We start from the raw sequence: 18261 nt of genomic DNA on the forward strand, positions 1-18261 counted from the left end.
TGAACCTACCAATTTTGGTGCAATTTTGTAGTTGCCTAAAATTTTATTTTTTCCTGCTTCCAAGCCACAAAATGCCATCGACAACAAGTTTATTCTGAACATCATTATCAAAAGTGTAAGACAATGTTTTATTGGTTTTATTTTCATAGTCTATATCGTTATGTCCCATATTCAGATACAGCATTTTGTAATTTTTATTCGTCCAGACCACAGGGAAATATCCACTGTGCCATATTTCGTGTTGCTTAGGTCCGGTACCCAATGGAAAACTGGTTGAATCAATCGATACCAAAATTTTAATGTCCGGATTTTTTCGAAGATCATGTTCCCAGCGATACCATTCGTTTGGCGAAGATTTGAAAATTTCCGGCAGATTTTTCGTTGCCCCAAAGTTTTTGTCTTCGACTCGTAGAATGGCAGACGTAGGTCGCCAGGTATTACTGGCATATTGCCCGGAACCCAGGAATTTTTCGTGATACCAATCCCAGTTCTGATTAAACGCCGACGGTGTCAGCGCGAACGCTGCGAAATGGAAACCCATCCAGGCTCCGCCATTTTCCATATATTTTTGAAAAGCTGTCCGCTGTTCCTGAGTTTCAGGCCTGGTATCTAAAAAAAGAACGACTTGATATCCTGACAAATATTCAGTATTTAATTTACTCCAATCGGATGTGGAATTATAGGTGAAGTTATTATCGGCAGAAATAGTCTGAAAAAAATTATTGGCCTCACGCACAAAACTGATATGCGCCTGGTCATTCTTCCCAGTGTAAAATGCAAGTATTTTAAACTTTGTTTTTTTTTCCGGCTTCGATATGCCAGATATGGTGAACAGCAAAGTCAGCAATAATAACGTGCAGCCAACAGCTCTATTAAAATAAAATTTCATTTAAATATAGGATTTAGGAATAGAAAACAGCCGGGAATGCCCTACCAATATCTGTTTCGCAATTTAAAAGAATATTGTGAATTCAGATACCGAAGCCACATTTCAGCATCACCTTCACGCCGAGATCAGTCAGGTGTGGTTTTGGTTTGAAACAAAATTGCACCCTGACGGGCGGGTTACAACTTACAGCCAGCCTCGTTTTTTAAACCAATAATAAATTCCACCGGTAATGGCCGCCATTAAAAGCATCACGCCGGGATAGCCAAATTTCATTTTAAGCTCTGGCATGAATTCAAAATTCATACCATACACTCCGACAATGAACGTAAGAGGCATAAAAAAAACGGAAAAGATGGTCAGGACCCGGATAATTTCATTCGTTCTTTGAGACGACAATGAAAAATAAATGTTCAACAGGTGACTGGTATTTTCGAATAACGAGTCGTAGATATTGTGAAGTTTAACGTAAAGATCCCTTGTATCGCGGGTATAGGTATTGCCTTCCTCACTATCAATTTTGTCAACAATTTCGAATGTAAGAATAAGGATTCGTCGCGTTACATCGACTTTTCTTTTCAAATAATATAAACCTTCCAACAAAGATAGTTTCCGGTTTTTAAGGAACATATTAGTTTCTGAAAGTTCAATTTCGCGGTTCAGGCGCGCTGCGTGAATATCGTAGGTAGCCAAACCCGTTTTCACGATCTCATTTAAAATATGGCGCGTAGATTTGCAATTTTCAGAGTGCAGATACTCATTCTTTATCTGTTCTACTTGCGGCCATTCTTTTTTATGAATAGTGATAATCCGATCATCTTTCATAAAAATTGAAATTTTGTCAGTAAGCTCTCTCACTGTATCAGCCTGACTATCAACCTCGGATGTATGTAATCGGAAAATTATAAAAACATCACCCTCACTTCCCACAATCTCATATTTTGGTAAATGGTCAGGCTGCAGGCAGTCGTTCACTGACGATTCATGCAGATTATATTTCCGGGCGATTTGATGTAATTCATCCGGTTCCGGATCTGTAACATCCAGCCACTCAAAAGGGTGATTTGATTTTTCTGCTAATATTTGAACCATGAAAATTAAAGATTTGATACAAAAAAATCAGGTAGCCGAAATGCCTGAAACATTCGAGCTACCTGAGTATTGCTGATAAAACTTCTGTTCCAGCGCTTAAAGTCCTTTGTAATTGAGCTTGATTTTTCTCGATTCATTCCTTACCTGCTTGAAGTCTTTTTTGAAAATAGCCTTCGCGTTTTCCATGAACGATGCAGTTGTTCGCAAACCTCCCGCCGGGTAAGGCGCGTAAATAGCTACCAATCCGAGTGTTTGTTCTTCCATATATGCCACGATGACTTTATTGTTTGTAAAGAAATAGATATAGTCCTCTTCACCGAGATATTCATACCGCTCAAACAAAAATGTAGCTGCTTCGTCAAAAACTTCCTGCGTTTCAGTCAGAACAAGAAAAGAGTTTACAAGTGAGTTTTTTGAAAAAGCATAAGCCACGCCTCTTAATTTGGCGTTTTCTCCCTTATATGCAATGGAAGCAGTATCCTCAGCTTGAAGTGCTCTCTTTTCTTTTGCTTTTACAGCTGCCTGCGTGGCTTTGAAATCTACGACGGGTTCCGTACACAAGGTACTGTATGGATCAATTGTAACCCTGGATTCCGTAGTAACTTTTCCATCTGTCGAAACTGCTTTGATCGTAGTTTGTCCAATCCGGCGTCCGGTAAATTTTCCACTTTGATCCACTTTACCCACAACTGTATCGCTGGAAGTCCATTTAAAATTTGTGGCGCTTACAGTTTCCGTCCCCTTCGTTAGCGTATACTGGTGGGTTTCGTCAAAATGCAGCTTCAGGTCGGCATCACTTAAAACAGTGGCTGGTTCAGCATCTTTGTCCTTTGAACAAGAAACAGACAATACTGCCAGAAATAAAAATAAGGACAATTTTCTCATACTGAAAATGTTAGAGGTGAAGAAATGTAATTATATAAATAATTATATCAAAAAACTAACCTGTTACTAATTGATCCGAAATTTGACCTGAAAACAATGCAGAAATATCATGGTTACGCAGTCAGTAAAACCAGCAAATTGAGACTTTCCACACATATCTTTTCCAATTTCAAATAAAAAGTATTGCCGGTATTCTTAGAAAACAAAACTGCAAAACAATCCGTAGCTACTGAGGCCCAATAATTTATACCTGGCCACCCCGTTTTTGAGTATAGTCATGTGATATACTGACCGTGATCATAATTCTGACATCGTGACAAGCCGAACTTTACAACAAGTTCTATAAGCGTTTTAAATCAACAATCACCGTTATGCTTCCTAAAACCATGAAAGCTGCAGTTGTCCGCGAATTCGGAAAACCGCTGCAAATTGAAGAGATGGCCGTAAAAGTGCCAGGTAAAAATCAGATCCTGGTCAAAGTCATTGCCAGTGGCGTTTGTCATACGGATCTTCACGCTACCGAGGGCGACTGGCCGGTCAAGCCCAAGCTTCCACTAATTCCAGGGCATGAAGGAATCGGCTATGTAGTTGCACTTGGTCGGGATGTTGAAGGAGTGAAAGAGGGCGATATTGTCGGCGTGCCATGGCTGTACAGCGCCTGCGGATGTTGCGACTATTGCATAACGGGATGGGAAACCTTGTGTGACACTCAGCAAAATGGCGGTTATAGTGTGGATGGCAGTTATGCTGAATATGTTATTGCCGACGCTCGCTACGTAGCACATTTACCAGCAACTACAAATATGGTTGAAATGGCCCCGATTCTTTGTGCCGGGGTGACAGTTTATAAGGGTTTGAAAGAAACCGAAACCAAGGCCGGAGAATGGGTGGCTATCTCAGGCATTGGTGGCCTGGGTCATCTTGCCGTGCAGTATGCAAAGGCAATGGGTATGCATGTGGCTGCGATAGATATAAGTCAGGAAAAGCTTGATCTTGCCAAAAAACTTGGCGCAGATCTTACCGTCAATGCAATGGAAGCAGATCCGGGAGAATATCTGAAAAAAGAAACAGGCGGAATGCATGGCGTTCTGGTTACGGCAGTATCACCGATTGCTTTTAAACAGGGTATTTCAGCGCTGAGAAAAAAAGGAACGATTGCTTTGAATGGGCTGCCGCCAGGAAGTTTTGATCTGCCGATTTTTGAGACGGTTCTAAACCGCTACACGGTTCGTGGTTCGATTGTCGGGACACGCAAAGATCTGCAGGAATCAATCCAGTTTGCCTTGGAAGGAAAAGTAAAGGCTACGGTCCATACCACATCGCTGGAAAATATCAATTCTGTTTTTGATGAGATGAAAGCTGGAAAGATCGATGGCCGGGTTGTGATGAAAATTGCCGAGAAATAAAATGTTAAATCCCCTGCTCGCGTTAAGAGAATGAGAGCGTTGCCTGAATTTTTCAGGCGCGCTTTTTTAGTACTAATGGATTATCTCACTTACGACCGTTGCTATGCCTGACCTGATCATTGTTCGTCATGGACAATCAGAGTATAACTTAGAAAACCGTTTTACCGGAAGCACAGATATTGAACTAACGCCTGAGGGCGAACTGGAAGCAAAAAAGGCAGGTGCGCTGATTAAAAATTATCCTTTGGATGAAGCGTTCACCTCCGTCTTGAAACGAGCAATTCATACGCTCAACATTATTTTAAAAGAAATTGACAAGACGTCGCTTCCTGTGACCAAAACGCCGGCATTGAATGAACGTAGTTACGGAGATTTGCAAGGACTGGACAAAACGGAGATGATCAAAAAATTTGGCGAAGATCAGGTTCTTGCATGGAGACGAAGTTACGATATTATCCCGCCACATGGAGAAAGCCTAAAAGAAACATATGACCGTGTTGTTCCGTATTATGAAAAGGCTATTATACCTAAATTAAGGCAGGATAAAAATATTCTCATTGTCGCTCATGGCAATAGTTTGAGAGCGCTGATGATGTTTCTGGAAAACATCGGGCATGCTGAAATTTCGGACATCAACCTTGCCACGGGCTCGCCCAGGCTTTACCAGTTTTCTTCTGATATGCAGCTTAAAAATGTTGGGTATCTTGATCAACAATAGCATCATTTTTTTTGTTACAATGAAAAAATAAAGACTCTCAGCCCTGTCATGAAAAGTATTTTAGTGCCCTGTAATTTTTCTAACCATTCGGAGATGGCGTTTAATTTTGCCTTGGAGATCGCCGAGGCCCTGGAAGCTGAAATTGTTATTCTGACCGCTCTAAACGATATCAATAGCACTGAACCCGCTGAACGGGAGATCCAGGATTCTCTCATCGCTGAAAACAAGAGCAAATTTAAAACGTTACTGGAAAAACAAGCCAGGCTGCATGTTCCGGTTCGGCACATTCTTCGGCCAGGCAAGATCACACCACTCGTACTGGATATAATTGAAGAAGAAAAAATCGACGTGGTGATCATGGGAACGCATGGTTCGCGTGGATGGGACGGCTTTTTTATGGGTTCAAATATTGAGAAAATTGTCCGGACTTCCCCTGTTCCGGTGTTCGCCGTAAAGAGCAAAATCGCAGTCAGATCAGTTCATAATATTGTATTCCCTATATCACTGAGTTCGGATCAGAACACAGTTATTGAAAAGGTTAAAAATCTTCAAAAGTTATTCCGGGCAAGGCTTCATCTGGTTCGTATAAACACAGGCGCTGCAAAGAATGAGAAAGAAAATCTGGAAAAACTGACAGAGTTTGGCGAGAAACACCAACTGGCAAATTTCACCGTAAATTCAAGAAACCGGGCTGAAGTCAAAGACGGAATCATTGATTTTGCACGTGAAATCAATGCGGACATGATCGCAATGGCAACCCATGGAAACCGCGGACTTAATCATCTGTATTCGCAGAGTATCGCTGCGGATGTGGTAAACCATGCGAACTTTTTGATATGGACTTCCAGCACCGCGAAAAACCCGGAAAAAAATTTGAAAGCAGTTTAAAAAATTATATTTCTGCGAAGAATCTCGTCAAATCGTGATCCGGATCATGACCTGGAAAAGTTGAAGTTATTATTTTAGAAGGTAATTTATCTTCTAAGCTTCAACCCTACAAAGCCATGACCTATGAACCTGCCACCCAAGAAATTGCCTTCGTTTTGCCTTTATATTTTTTGAAAGCCGAAGTATCTTTTATCCGAAAATCCAGGGAAGATGAGGCATTAAATATACCTATTTCATCTTCACATCTAGCCAGGCATGTTATTTCAACCGCAAATCTCTCAAAGGGATATTGGCGCGTTTTGCTTAACTGGTCGGAAGGAAAAGCAAGATATTGCAGCGAAAAAGTCATTGAAGTATTATAATTTTTTCTTGGCTCTATCTCTTTTCATGGCATAATAATTAAATATTTTGCCAACATTTACACTTCAAATCAGTACCATATGAAAGACAGTAAAACCGGCCGCTACGCTACCGCCGCAATCGTCATTGGTGGGATAATAGGAACCTATTTTTTTAGCCGGCCAAGAAAAAAAACATTGGAAACGCCGCTAGACGAGAAGAGGCAGGAAAGAGTTGACCGAAACCTGGTTACTCCGGCAAATGCCACTTTTGGAGTTGTGTGGTCCACGATATATGCAGGCACGATCGCTTTGGCGATTCACCAGGCAATGCCGTCAGAACTGGCTAACCCAAGATACCGGAAGGCACAACCTTGGCTTCGATTAAATTATATCCTGACAGGCATATTTGGCTATTTGTTTTCCCAATCAGATAAAAAAAGCAGAATCGGTGCAGCAATTACAACCATCAGCATGCTGCCGGCGGCTATTGGGTTGCATCGTGCGCTTGAAATAGGAGAAACAGAAGTAAATGGGCCTGAAAATATTCTGAGAAAATTTGTAAGCCTTTATACGGGCTGGTTAACAGCAGCTTCCGCGGTCAGCGCCACAACGCTGGTACAGGAAGCTGGATTTGCAAGAAAACCGGAAGAGGCTAAGAAATGGGCGTTGGGTGCATTGCCATTAACAACCGGCGCGGGAGCTGCCATCGCAAACCGTCTGAATGATCCCTATTATCTTCTTACGCTGATCACTGCATTAACAGGAATCGCCGTTAAACAGCAAGATAGAAATGCTGAGATCAGTATCCTTGCGGGTACGTTGTCGACATATTTACTGGCTATTTTCCAAAAGAAAATGACAGAGGAAAAGTATTTCATTCAAAAAGAAGAAGTTAATTAAATGTTGTTTCCGCAGGCCATCAATGAACTGCGGAAACTTTTTTACATATCTGCGAACTCCCACGCACTCTGATAGGCGTTCAGATTTTCAGCGTACGTGATAAAATCGGAATAAAATGGTAAACCTGAAAGTGTAGCACTATCACCGATTACAACCAGCTTTTTCCGTGCCCTTGTCATCGCAACATTCATTCTCCGGATATCTGCCAGGAAACCAATCTCTCCGTCCGAGTTGCTTCTGACCATACTGATGTAGACAACATCGCGTTCCTGACCCTGAAAACTGTCTATCGTATTAACCGATATTTTCTCTCCGTATTTGTGAAGCGCAGGTATATGGGTCAGTTGGTCTTTAAGAATATGGATTTGTTGTTTATAAGGAGATATGATGGCAATTGACGGAAAGTTTTCGGTTCCGTTACTGCCAGCATTATCATTTGAGCGACTTTCTACTTCTGATATCAGCATACTTAAATGTTTGAAAAGAAAAGACGCCTCTTCCGGATTTGTAGAGCTTGTCCCTTCCAGTTTTTCATCAAATCCACAACCTGCTGTATCTATAAAAACAAGCGGAGCATCGTTTGCGAACAATAAGTGGTTTGCAACTGAAGTATGTGCTTTTAATTTATCCTCATAAAAAACGCTCGAAGAATAACCCATTATTGCAGCATTCATACGGTACTGCTCCTGAAGCAAAACAACTGATTCAGGATGAAGTGATATGCATTTCTCCAGCAGCGTTGTTGCCAATCCTTTTTTCGCCGCTTCGTTTGATTTAATTGTTGGGGAGAGTTGACAATGATCTCCTGCCAGGACTACCTTCTGAGCTTTCAGAATCGGAATCCAGCAGGCCGGTTCCAAAGCTTGCCCGGCTTCATCGATAACTACCGTATTGAAACTTAAATTCCTTACAGTATAATGGTTTGCTCCAACAAGCGTCGCCGTGATAACCTGGGCCTTAGAAACCAGATCATCAATAATATACTGTTCCGCTTTGCCAACATCTTTCATGATCCGGTGCGCCTCGTCAAAAAGTGCCTTTCGCTGATCACGCTCTGCTTTTCCAAAACTGCGCTTGTATTTATGCGCCATATTTTTGAACTCGTTGGCCTGCTTTTTCAGGTTTTTAATTTCCTTCATACTTGCATGACCAGCCATTTTACTATCCAGCGTAAGCGACATAAGCCGTTCGGAAACGCGGGCAGGATTTCCTACGCGAAGCACATTCAAGCCCTGATCAGATAATTTTTCACTCAAAAGATCCACAGCTGTGTTACTCGGCGCGACGACCAGAATCTGCTTTTTGTCCTGTTTGATCAATGCCTTGATTGCTTCTACAAGGGTTGTCGTTTTTCCTGTTCCGGGAGGACCGTGAACGATAGCCAGCTCGTTAGCAGACAGAATTTTATTTATCGCACTCTGCTGAGACTCGTTTAATTGCGGAGCAATGTAATAAGGCACATCGGTTTTAAAAGTCGGCTCCTTTTCCCCTGTGAGAATTTTCATTAACCGCCCCTCTCCTGTGTTTTCTTCCAGGTAAGATGCATTCTTAAGGGCACTTTGCATTTCGTCATAACTGTTGTCATCGAAGAGCAAATCAATCCCTAATTTTCCGTCACGTGACCATTCCGGCAGTTCATCCGTCCGCAAAGTTATCTTCAACCTGTTGCCGCTTTGATGGGTAATCGTTCCTTCTACCCTATCTTTTTTGGGTTCATGATTTGAAAATAAAACTGCCGGCATTCCAAACCGAAGTTGATGCGACACATCCTGGTGCGTGGTACGTTCCACTTCTACTGTCAAATAATCTCCTCTGCTCATTTCAGACCCGCGGATCGCAATGGGATACCAGGCGATTCCATTCGCACGTCGCTCTGATACCGATGTTGATTCAGTAAGTTTTAAATAAGATTGGCGATCTTCTTCCCGCTCAATTTTCAGCAGTTCAAGCAGCTTTTTAAAATAATCCATGGGACAAAGGTAAGCAATCGAAAAAGTTTTGCATTCAATTCTGGAATAGCTCTCTTGCGTAGTCTTGCAAATTGCTTGAATCTTGCAACCATTGGTTTGTTATTTGCAAGTAAAAAAGGGTTTCACCACCATAATTTTGTATTGCCGGATACCAGCTGATCCGGAGCACTTTTTACCCCTGACAATCTTCATCATGAAAAATGAAATTCTTATTCAGATAATGATCTACCTGACGGCTGCGGTGATCATGGTGCCTTTGGCAAAAAAATTAAAGTCAGGTCCCGTGCTTGGTTATCTTGCCGCAGGAATACTGATCGGCCCATCTGCGTTAAAACTGGTTGACAGCGATATTCACGAAGTGATGCACCATGCAGAATTCGGCGTTGTGATGCTGCTTTTTATCATAGGATTGGAACTGCAACCACGCAGGATATGGAATATGCGAAAAAATATCCTTATTCTCGGCGGTTTGCAGCTCGTGGCGACGGCCACCGCGATTGCAGCCATTGCGGTATTTTTCAATATGGAATGGCGGCAGGCATTGGTACTTGGAATTATTTTCTCAATGTCATCCACAGCGATAGTTATGCAGTATCTTACAGAAAAAGGTCTGTTAAAAATGCCGGTCGGCGAATCCTCTTTTTCTGTTTTGCTATTTCAGGATATTGCGGTCATACCAATTTTTGCAATCCTGCCCTGGTTAAAAACAGATGCTTCTTCCGTCAGTCCCAACATGGCATCAACAGCATTCGGAGAAAATCTTCCTATCGCCGTTCATGGTTTGATCTTCGCAATTTCCGTAGTAATTGTCATTGTGATTGGAAGGTATCTGATTCGACCGATCCTAGGGATGGCCGCCAGAACCGGACTTCGTGAGATGTTCACTGCCGCTTCCCTCCTGCTGGTTATAGCTATTGCTGTTTTAATGAAAAATGTCGGGTTAAGTCCAGCTTTGGGAGCCCTTCTGGCGGGAGTCGTTTTGGCCAATAGTGAATACCGCCACGAGCTGGAAATTGCGATCGACCCTTTTAAGAGTTTATTGCTTGGACTTTTTTTCATGACCGTTGGGGAATCGATTAATTTGGAGTTGATTTTAACAAAACCGCTGCTGATCGCCGGAATTGTTGCCGGATTGATTTTTTGCAAATTAACTGTGTTGCTCCTTCTTGGCAAATTGACGGAACTTACAGCAAAAGACAATATCCTGTTCAGCTTTGCCCTTAGCCAGACGGGTGAATTCGCCTTCGTTCTGCTCAGTTTCTGTGCTGGCTCAGGAATTCTTTCAAACGAAATTACAGATATTTCGATGGCTGCTGTCGCAATAAGTATGGCAATTACTCCGATTTTACTTGTATTGTTTGAGTCATTTATAAATCAATCAGTGGATGACCAGGAACTTGCGAAATTTGAAACAAGCCCTATGGAGGTTGATGAAAACCCAGTAATTATTGCCGGATATGGGCATTTTGGAAATACAGTTGGTCGGTTTTTAAATGCAAATAATATTGGCACAACGGTACTGGACAACAACGGTGATCATGTAGAAATGTTACGCCGGTTTGGTTTGAAAGTACATTACGGGGATGCCACACGACATGACGTTCTAGACATTGCGGGCGCACGCAATGCCAAAATTATTGTGATTGCTTTGGGCGATGCAAGGAAAAGATTGCAGCTGGCCCAGTTAGTAAAAAAACATTTTCCGCATCTTTATATCCTTACAAGATCCACCAATAAATATGACGCTTTTGAGCTGCTGGATATCGGAATCAACCAGATTTACCGGGAAACTTTTGACACGGGCTTACGTCTTGGAACTGATGTTCTAAAAATACTTGGGCATCAGCCAGAAGAAGTTGCCAAATCAGCAGCTCTGTTTTTTCAGTTCGACGAGCAGTCGGTACGCCAAATGGCCAGATTTAAAAAAGAGAAAAAATCCAATAAAGAATACATCGAGTCTGTTAAAGAAACAATTCAAAACCTGAAAGAACTTATGTCTGCCGGAAGGGCATTGCCACCCAAAAATCCCGCGGAGTTAACGATAAACGCACTGAGCTGATATGAAAACGAATACAGAAACAATAGAAGAATTTTATAAACATAAATTCAATCATCTACCAGAAAACCTGCAACAAGAACTCGGACATTTTAATGTTTTTCGACTCGAAGATTGTGTTGGTAAAAACGGAACACCAGTAAAATACAGTCGCCGTGATTTTTTCAAAATAAGTCTTGTACGTGGTAAATACATCTACCACTATGCAGATAAATCAGTTGAAATAGATGGTAGTACGCTGTTATTTTTCAATCCACAAATCCCTTATACCTTTCAGCCGATACCGGGAAGCGAAGATTCAACGGGCTATTTCTGCATTTTTAAAGAGTTCTTTTTTACAGAAAAAATGCGAGGCGGCATTGGCGACCTACCCATGTTTGTTCCGGGAAGCAAGCCATCATATGCCTTATCCCCCACCCAGGACGAACATGTATCTGCCATTTTTCAAAAAATGATCGATGAGTTGAACTCGGATTACCGATTCAAATACGATCTCATCCGAAATTATGTCACCGAACTGGTTCACTATGCCTTAAAAATGGAGCCGACCGAAACCTTGCATCAGCATACGGATGCGAATTCGCGCATTGCCTCGATTTTTTCTGAATTACTTGAACGTCAGTTTCCAATCGAATCACCCTCCCAGCGTTTTACGATGCGGTCTGCGCAGGATTTTGCGGAAAAATTATCTGTCCATGTCAACCATCTGAACCGCGCTCTGAAAGCTACAACAGGAAAAACGACTTCGCACCATATCGCAGAACGCATAACGAACGAAGCTAAGGCGCTCCTGAAACACTCAAATTGGAACATTTCTGAAATCAGTTATTGTCTTGGGTTTGAAGAAGCTGCTCATTTTAATAACTTTTTTAAAAAACAAACAGAGACGACACCTTCGGCTTTTAGAGCCATTTAATACAAGTGTAACTCTAAAAAAAGTGCCAGCTTACGAGTAGTAGCTGGCATTTTTGTTGAAATTGTCACAGGCTAATTCGCCTGGTTAGGACGGAAATAAGTTGAAGAGTATTGTACGTAACGGTTTTGACATTCCAGATCTATTTTTTGAAGTTGTGAAAACCCGGTCTGCAGTCGCACTTAAATATCCTAAGCAGTACAAGATAGCGGCGGGGAATCTTTATGATATATAGAAGACGCTTTGTCCGGGATGAAAAATTCAAATCCCAGGAACCTTTAACTGCAAAATCAAGCCTCCGCAATTTTCCATTGTTTGAATTTCGTAATGATTGGTTTGGATGCCGCAACCTTTGCCCGGACGAGAGGCTATACCTTTGTTTTACAAATTTAAACAAACAAAATTATGGAAAATCAACAAGTATGGTTCGTGACAGGTGCTTCTAAGGGATTAGGTCTTGTACTCGTTCAGCAGTTGCTGAAAGCAGGACATCAGGTCGCAGCCACATCAAGAACAAAACAAGATTTAATTAAGGCAACCGGAAGTGACCAATCTGTTAATTTCCTCCCGCTTGAAGTGAGCCTAACTGATGAGGAAAGTGTTAAAAATGCAGTTTCAGCAACAATTAGCCATTTCTCAAAAATCGATGTTGTAGTCAATAATGCCGGTTATGGACAAGTTGGTACGCTGGAAGAATTGTCTGATTCCGAGGCTCGTCAAAATTTCGACGTGAATGTCTTCGGCTCATTAAATGTCATCCGTTACGTTATGCCCCATCTGAGAACGCAGCATTCAGGTAAGATTTTTAACATTGCTTCTGTGGGAGGATTTTTCGGAAATTTTCCGGGATGGGGAATTTATTGTGCCACGAAATTTGCTGTGGCAGGGTTTACAGAGTCACTTGCAGCCGAATCCAAGTCGTTTGGTATCAGTGCGACGGTCGTTTATCCAGGGTATTTCAGAACTAATTTTTTGTCGAAAGAATCTTTAATTGTTCCAGCTAACCCAATCCCGGAATACGTGGAAGCCAGGGCTGGACAAGAAGCACATGAAAATGAAATCAACGGAACTCAGGCGGGAGACCCGGAAAAAGCTGCCGATGTACTGATCAAAATTGCTTCTGAAAATGAGGTGCCTGTTCACCTCTTCCTAGGGCAGGATGCATATGATATGGCCTCTGTAAAAATTCAGACGATTCAGACAGATCTGGAAAACTGGAAGGATCTGGCAACTTCGACAAACTTTGAAAACTGATTGATTCTTACAATATCAGATTATTTTAAGGTTTATAAGTCACCGCATATTTATGAAAAATAACGAGTTTTATATCGGGATGTGGGTCACAAAAGACGGTTATATACGACACGAACTTCTGCCAGACGGACGTTACGATGAAGCACGTGGCAACCGGAAAAGCGCCTATCAGGGAAGTTATAAAATGACTGGAAACCACATTGATTATAAAGACGATACAGGATTTCTGGCAGATGGCGATTTCAGAGATGGAGTCCTCTATCACGCCGGAATGGTACTTTACAAAGAGTAACCCAGTTAATTAATAAACCCGGGATGTGTACCTTTCGAGAGTTACGCATCCTGGATTTGTTAATTTTACCTCAATATCTCAGGCTGGACTCTGAATTTCAGAAGAATCGAAAACGGATCTCTTTTCCAGCATATTTTGAAGCCTATGCGCCTCTTCGATCAATTCGCGATTAACAAATTTGCTGATATTAAGCTCCTTGCTTAAAAGTCCAGGTTTGTAAATCTCTTTAAAATTGACGTAATCAAGCGCAAACTTCCAATAATTTTTCAGTTGCGTAAAAACCGCTTTGTCTGATTTTAATAGTAAATTGTAATTGATTACAGTGTAATGCTCCTTGGAAACACGCTCGATAGAATCCAGAATCTCTTTGTTGTAGAAGATCCATATGCGCAGAAAAAAAGACGCATGATCAGAACATAATTTTCGTATCCTTTTTTGATAAGCGCGTTTTTTTCGAAACTCAACAAACCACCCCTTCTTTATAATTTCATTTCCGGCATATTCAACCTTATAAGTTCTGCTTATCATTGAACTTACTGTTGATCTCCAATCTCGGAATACGACCAGATAAAAAGCATTCGGGATCAATTCCTGATAATCCCTAAGAAAAAGACAAGTCCGTGGATCCTTCCAACCCCACTCTTCGAACAACGAATTTTTTCTATTAATTATATTCTTTAATGCTTTCTTTTCCTCTGGGTCCAACCTCGGGACACACTCGGCGGTAAACCCTGAATCATGTATATTTTTGTTGGTCAGAAGTTTTCTCTGAAAATCATAAAACACTATATCTTCATAGTGCCCGTCATCATTTCCTATACCCGATCCCAAAAGATTTTCTCCTACATGAAGCCCGCAGCGATACAGCCACTGCGTAATCAACGAAGTTCCGGAACGATGCATTCCGGCAATTATTAAAGTTTTATTCTGCATGTTTAAAGTTTAGGAAAGAATTATTTTTACGGGAATTGTAAAACCTGATTCGTAAATTCCAGCTCTTTAACGATAAATCGGCAAAGTGCCTCCGTACACTCACCGATCGTTTGCAAATCCGTGTTCAGACATAGATCTGCATCGGATGGCACTTCAAAACTATCGTTAACTCCGGTGAGATTATTTATCTTTTCGGGATCGTGATCCGGAAGCTGAGTCCTTTTATACAAACCCTTCGTATCCCGGAGAAACAAAGTTTCGATCGGGCAATCCAGATAAACCGTTTTGACGTTTGGATAAGAGGCTTTAAGTTCTGCTCTTGTATCTTCGTACGGATTGATCACGCTCATGATGGCCACGATTCCATGACTGGAAAAACGACTGGCAATAAATCCCAATCTACGGACATTCTCCTGTCTGTCAGCTTTTGAAAAACCGAGGTCTTTACATAATTGGGTCCTGTATATATCTCCGTCAATAATTTCGACAGAAATTCCTCCTTTACTTAAATGATCTTTGGCCTGCTGGGCCAATGTTGTTTTTCCAACTCCGGACAAGCCACAAAATTGAATAACCATAAGTTTCAATATTTAAATCAAGATAGCGATCTGAACCGGTCATTTAATATAAATATAAACTGCGACTCCAATTCGAAGGCAAGTTCACTTCTTTGAGCTGACGGGTTAAGAAAGGTAAGTCTTATACTAATTGGACGCTTAATAAGCTGTACTGCAAAACGGGTAAAGTTGTTGCAGGTAAACTGACATTTAAGTGTTATTCAAGTGACAAAGCACAGCCATTAGCTAGTCTACTCATAATCAACACAATATAAATGAGGGTTTTATATTTTAAAATCGAAACTATTTAAAAAACTGACGATAGTCAGTTTTTTAGAACTCGCCAGGTCATTCATGTGCAGCACAAAATGAATGACATTTACATTTGAACATCAGCTTCAAACTCCCAGAATTTAGTTCGTTAGCAGATCTCATAAAACATAAAAAATCTTCATATGATACCGATAAAATACCTGACAGCCGAGGAGGCCGTCAAAAATATCAAGCCAGGAAACCGTGTTTTTATTCATGGAAGCGCCGCGACGCCTGCGCATTTAATTGAAGCATTGCAGCGAAGACACTGGGAATTAAAAAATATCGAGTTTATCAGTATCACAACGCTTGGCAATGTGGACTTTAACAATCCTGTCCACCACCAAAGCTTCTTTTTCAACTCGTTATTTGTTTCCGCTAATACCAGGGCAGTCGTTAATAGTGATTATGGGGACTATGTACCCATTTTTCTAAGTCAAATCCCTCAATTGATAAAAAGCGGAAAATTATCTGTAGATGTAGCGATGATCCAGGTCTCCCCACCCGACGCACACGGTTTTTGTTCGCTCGGTACATCGGTGGATATTGCACGTGCGGTGGTTGATAACGCCAAACACATCATTGCCATGGTCAACCCTCTTATGCCTAGAACACACGGCGATGGATTTGTCCATGCCAGCAAAATTAATTCTATGGTATGGCATGAAACTGCGCTTCCGGAGGTAGATTATTCTTTAAATGCTAAAAGTGCTACTGTTGCAATTGGAAAAAATATCGCTTCACTGGTTGAAGACGGTGCTACTCTGCAGGTAGGGATCGGCGCAATTCCGGATCAGGTCCTGAAAAATCTTGGACATCTGAAAAATCTCGGGTTGCATACTGAAATGTTGTCAGACGGAGTGATTCCTTTGATTGAAAACGGCGTAATTAACAACAGTCAAAAAAAGCTGAACCGCGGAAAATCAGTGACTTCTTTCATGGTGGGCACCCGCAAACTTTATGATTTTGTAAATGATAACCCAGCCGTTCGTGTGATGGATATTGGTTATGTAAATGATACAAGCATCATCCGTCAAAACCAAAAAGTCACAGCGATAAATTCAGCGCTGGAATTGGATTTAACCGGCCAGGTCTGTGCGGATTCACTCGGAACTTACCAATATTCGGGTATTGGCGGGCAAATGGATTTTATTCATGGTGCTTCTCTTTCCGAAGGTGGAAAACCGATCATCGCCCTGCCATCTATAACCTCCGGCGGCGCCTCCCGTATCGTTCCATTTCTTAAAGAAGGAGCCGGGGTGGTAACAACCCGGGGACATATTCACTGGGTCGTGACTGAGTTTGGTATTGTCGATTTATTCGGAAAAAGTTTAAAACAACGCGCACGTGCTTTGATCAGTATAGCCCATCCAAATCACCGTGAAAATTTGGAAAAAGCCTTTTGTGAACGGTTTGGAAGTTACAACCGACCTGCGATAACAGGAATATCTGACCGGATTTTTCATCCATGATATATAAAATTTGTGGAGTAAATTGCATAAAAGTCTAATTTCCAATTTACTCCAACACTTATTTGTCGTTTTTTGAAAGACCAAATACGTGATTAGTTGACCACAGCTCTCTGAGTATTCCGGGAGATGTGTCACGGCATATTTAATTTTACGCAAGCTGCTTTTTAAGTATTAAGGCGCTGATCGCAGAAACGATGATCCCGATGGGTAATACTTCCGAATACGTCAGCAACACAACAAATAACGGATTCTTATACATTTCTTTATAGCCAGCCATTTCTTCTGTTTTTGAACTTATCTCCATCACCGTTGCTCCACCCGTTTTCGCCTGATTGATTACATGCGCAGCGTATACATCCATAAAATCCGGGATAAAAAGATAATACTCAAAAAGCCAACCCGCGACATACATAGTCGAAGCGATGAGAGAAATATATATACCAATTTTGAAAGCATTCCCAAACGAAATGCTGCCGCCGTTATACTTATCGCGAAAATTCTTTATGCCTACAATAATCAATGAAAACGCGAGGATCATTACAGCATAACCCACGAGCATATTGCCCTCAAAATCTGCATTTTTGTAACAATACGCCGTAGATACGATCATCATGGCAGTTAAAATTAGTCCGGCAATCAATCCGCAGACGATGATATTCCGTTTCATAAAAATGAATTGTATAGATGGTTTAACATGCTGCAAATGTGAACATCAGCCTATTATCGAGACTCATACTTTTGTGTGATTTTTGACAAAATATTTAACTTTCACCCAAAAGTATTAACAACTTCAAGCGATAATCTGCATTTTCTTTGCCTTATCAATTGCCTGAGTCCTGCTTTTTACATCCATTTTTCCAAAAAGATTCGACGAGTGCGTTTTGACTGTGTTCAAAGAAACAAACAATCTTTCGGCAATTTCCTGATTACTCATACCAGTCGAAATCAATTGCAGAACTTCAAGCTCACGTTTGCTCAGACCAAGTCTTTCCAGTTCATTTTCATTCTGTACGAACGTAGTTTCCGCACTTATATAAACTTCCTTTTCGACAATCAGCGTTTTCGGTTTTGCCAGCCGTAGTGCAAGCCAGATACCCACACCTGTAAAGATTATTGCAATGGCACCGGCATAAATTTCGAACGCGTGGTCCATGATAATAAAACGCAGTTCCAGCCATTGCAACAGAAAAAGAAGTCCCGCTAAGGAAGCACCGTAAAGTATAATCTGTTTGTTTTTTTTCAATAATTCGAAACTCATCAGCAAATAGATTTTTCCATGGCCAAAAATATAACTTTTTGTGAATTACAACCTATATGAAGGTCATTTTCAGACAAATCCTGGTGTTGAAAATTTGTTCATTCGTTTTGAGTATTTAGCAGGACAGG

Annotated in this window: 18 protein-coding genes; 10 read left to right on the forward strand and 8 right to left on the reverse strand. The window is 41.3% G+C overall.

Going from position 1 to position 18261, the window contains the following annotated elements:
- Nucleotides 1-43 precede the first annotated feature (43 nt).
- The 3 genes from BMY70_RS14800 to BMY70_RS14810 form a co-directional block, all read right to left on the reverse strand.
- The gene (locus tag BMY70_RS14800; RefSeq protein WP_090336133.1) at nt 44-889 is read right to left on the reverse strand and encodes a ThuA domain-containing protein; all 846 of its coding nucleotides are present in this window, start codon (nt 887-889) and stop codon (nt 44-46) included.
- A 183-nt stretch (nt 890-1072) separates the two neighbouring features.
- Entirely contained in the window at nt 1073-1978 is a 906-nt protein-coding gene (locus BMY70_RS14805; RefSeq protein WP_090336135.1) for a magnesium transporter CorA family protein, read from the reverse strand.
- 96 nt (nt 1979-2074) lie between these two features.
- Entirely contained in the window at nt 2075-2863 is a 789-nt protein-coding gene (locus tag BMY70_RS14810; RefSeq protein WP_090336138.1) for an Ig-like domain-containing protein, read from the reverse strand.
- 386 nt (nt 2864-3249) lie between these two features.
- Here BMY70_RS14810 and adhP point away from each other — a divergent pair, with 386 nt between their 5' ends.
- The 5 genes from adhP (at nt 3250) to BMY70_RS14835 (ending at nt 7116) form a co-directional block, all read left to right on the forward strand.
- A complete protein-coding gene (adhP, locus tag BMY70_RS14815; RefSeq protein WP_229209614.1) occupies nt 3250-4269 on the forward strand; it encodes an alcohol dehydrogenase AdhP in 1020 nt (339 codons plus the stop codon).
- Nucleotides 4270-4372: 103 nt separating this feature from the next.
- Entirely contained in the window at nt 4373-4987 is a 615-nt protein-coding gene (locus BMY70_RS14820) for a 2,3-bisphosphoglycerate-dependent phosphoglycerate mutase (RefSeq protein ID WP_090336143.1), read from the forward strand.
- Nucleotides 4988-5035: 48 nt separating this feature from the next.
- On the forward strand, nt 5036-5875 hold the full coding sequence (locus BMY70_RS14825; RefSeq protein ID WP_090336145.1) for a universal stress protein: 840 nt from the start codon (nt 5036-5038) through the stop codon (nt 5873-5875).
- Nucleotides 5876-5991: 116 nt separating this feature from the next.
- Entirely contained in the window at nt 5992-6237 is a 246-nt protein-coding gene (locus BMY70_RS14830; protein WP_090336147.1) for a hypothetical protein, read from the forward strand.
- A 78-nt stretch (nt 6238-6315) separates the two neighbouring features.
- Nucleotides 6316-7116 (forward strand): TspO-related membrane protein, encoded by an 801-nt coding sequence (locus BMY70_RS14835; protein ID WP_090336149.1) that lies wholly within the window; start codon nt 6316-6318, stop codon nt 7114-7116.
- A gap of 41 nt (nt 7117-7157) precedes the next feature.
- Here BMY70_RS14835 and BMY70_RS14840 read toward each other — a convergent pair whose 3' ends face one another.
- On the reverse strand, nt 7158-9086 hold the full coding sequence (locus BMY70_RS14840; RefSeq protein ID WP_090336151.1) for an AAA domain-containing protein: 1929 nt from the start codon (nt 9084-9086) through the stop codon (nt 7158-7160).
- Between the two features lie 193 nt (nt 9087-9279).
- Here BMY70_RS14840 and BMY70_RS14845 point away from each other — a divergent pair, with 193 nt between their 5' ends.
- From BMY70_RS14845 to BMY70_RS14860, 4 genes are all read left to right on the forward strand, one after another.
- Complete coding sequence (locus BMY70_RS14845; RefSeq protein ID WP_090336153.1) at nt 9280-11145, forward strand: monovalent cation:proton antiporter-2 (CPA2) family protein; 1866 nt, start codon at nt 9280-9282, stop codon at nt 11143-11145.
- A 1-nt stretch (nt 11146) separates the two neighbouring features.
- Nucleotides 11147-12058: a helix-turn-helix domain-containing protein gene (locus tag BMY70_RS14850; protein WP_090336156.1), complete on the forward strand. Its 912-nt coding sequence runs from the start codon at nt 11147-11149 to the stop codon at nt 12056-12058.
- A 402-nt stretch (nt 12059-12460) separates the two neighbouring features.
- A complete protein-coding gene (locus BMY70_RS14855) occupies nt 12461-13309 on the forward strand; it encodes an SDR family oxidoreductase (protein ID WP_090336157.1) in 849 nt (282 codons plus the stop codon).
- Nucleotides 13310-13361: 52 nt separating this feature from the next.
- Entirely contained in the window at nt 13362-13601 is a 240-nt protein-coding gene (locus BMY70_RS14860; protein WP_090336159.1) for an Atu4866 domain-containing protein, read from the forward strand.
- A 78-nt stretch (nt 13602-13679) separates the two neighbouring features.
- Here BMY70_RS14860 and BMY70_RS14865 read toward each other — a convergent pair whose 3' ends face one another.
- A complete protein-coding gene (locus BMY70_RS14865) occupies nt 13680-14534 on the reverse strand; it encodes a sulfotransferase family protein (protein ID WP_090336162.1) in 855 nt (284 codons plus the stop codon).
- Between the two features lie 26 nt (nt 14535-14560).
- A complete protein-coding gene (gene cysC, locus BMY70_RS14870) occupies nt 14561-15112 on the reverse strand; it encodes an adenylyl-sulfate kinase (RefSeq protein ID WP_090336164.1) in 552 nt (183 codons plus the stop codon).
- 434 nt (nt 15113-15546) lie between these two features.
- Here cysC and BMY70_RS14875 point away from each other — a divergent pair, with 434 nt between their 5' ends.
- A complete protein-coding gene (locus tag BMY70_RS14875) occupies nt 15547-16875 on the forward strand; it encodes an acetyl-CoA hydrolase/transferase family protein (protein ID WP_090336166.1) in 1329 nt (442 codons plus the stop codon).
- A 148-nt stretch (nt 16876-17023) separates the two neighbouring features.
- Here BMY70_RS14875 and BMY70_RS14880 read toward each other — a convergent pair whose 3' ends face one another.
- A complete protein-coding gene (locus BMY70_RS14880) occupies nt 17024-17542 on the reverse strand; it encodes a DUF4199 domain-containing protein (protein ID WP_090336168.1) in 519 nt (172 codons plus the stop codon).
- Between the two features lie 123 nt (nt 17543-17665).
- Complete coding sequence (locus BMY70_RS14885; protein ID WP_090336170.1) at nt 17666-18133, reverse strand: response regulator transcription factor; 468 nt, start codon at nt 18131-18133, stop codon at nt 17666-17668.
- Nucleotides 18134-18261 lie beyond the last annotated feature (128 nt).

Source organism: Dyadobacter koreensis, from assembly GCF_900108855.1.
GTDB classification, from domain to species: domain Bacteria; phylum Bacteroidota; class Bacteroidia; order Cytophagales; family Spirosomataceae; genus Dyadobacter; species Dyadobacter koreensis.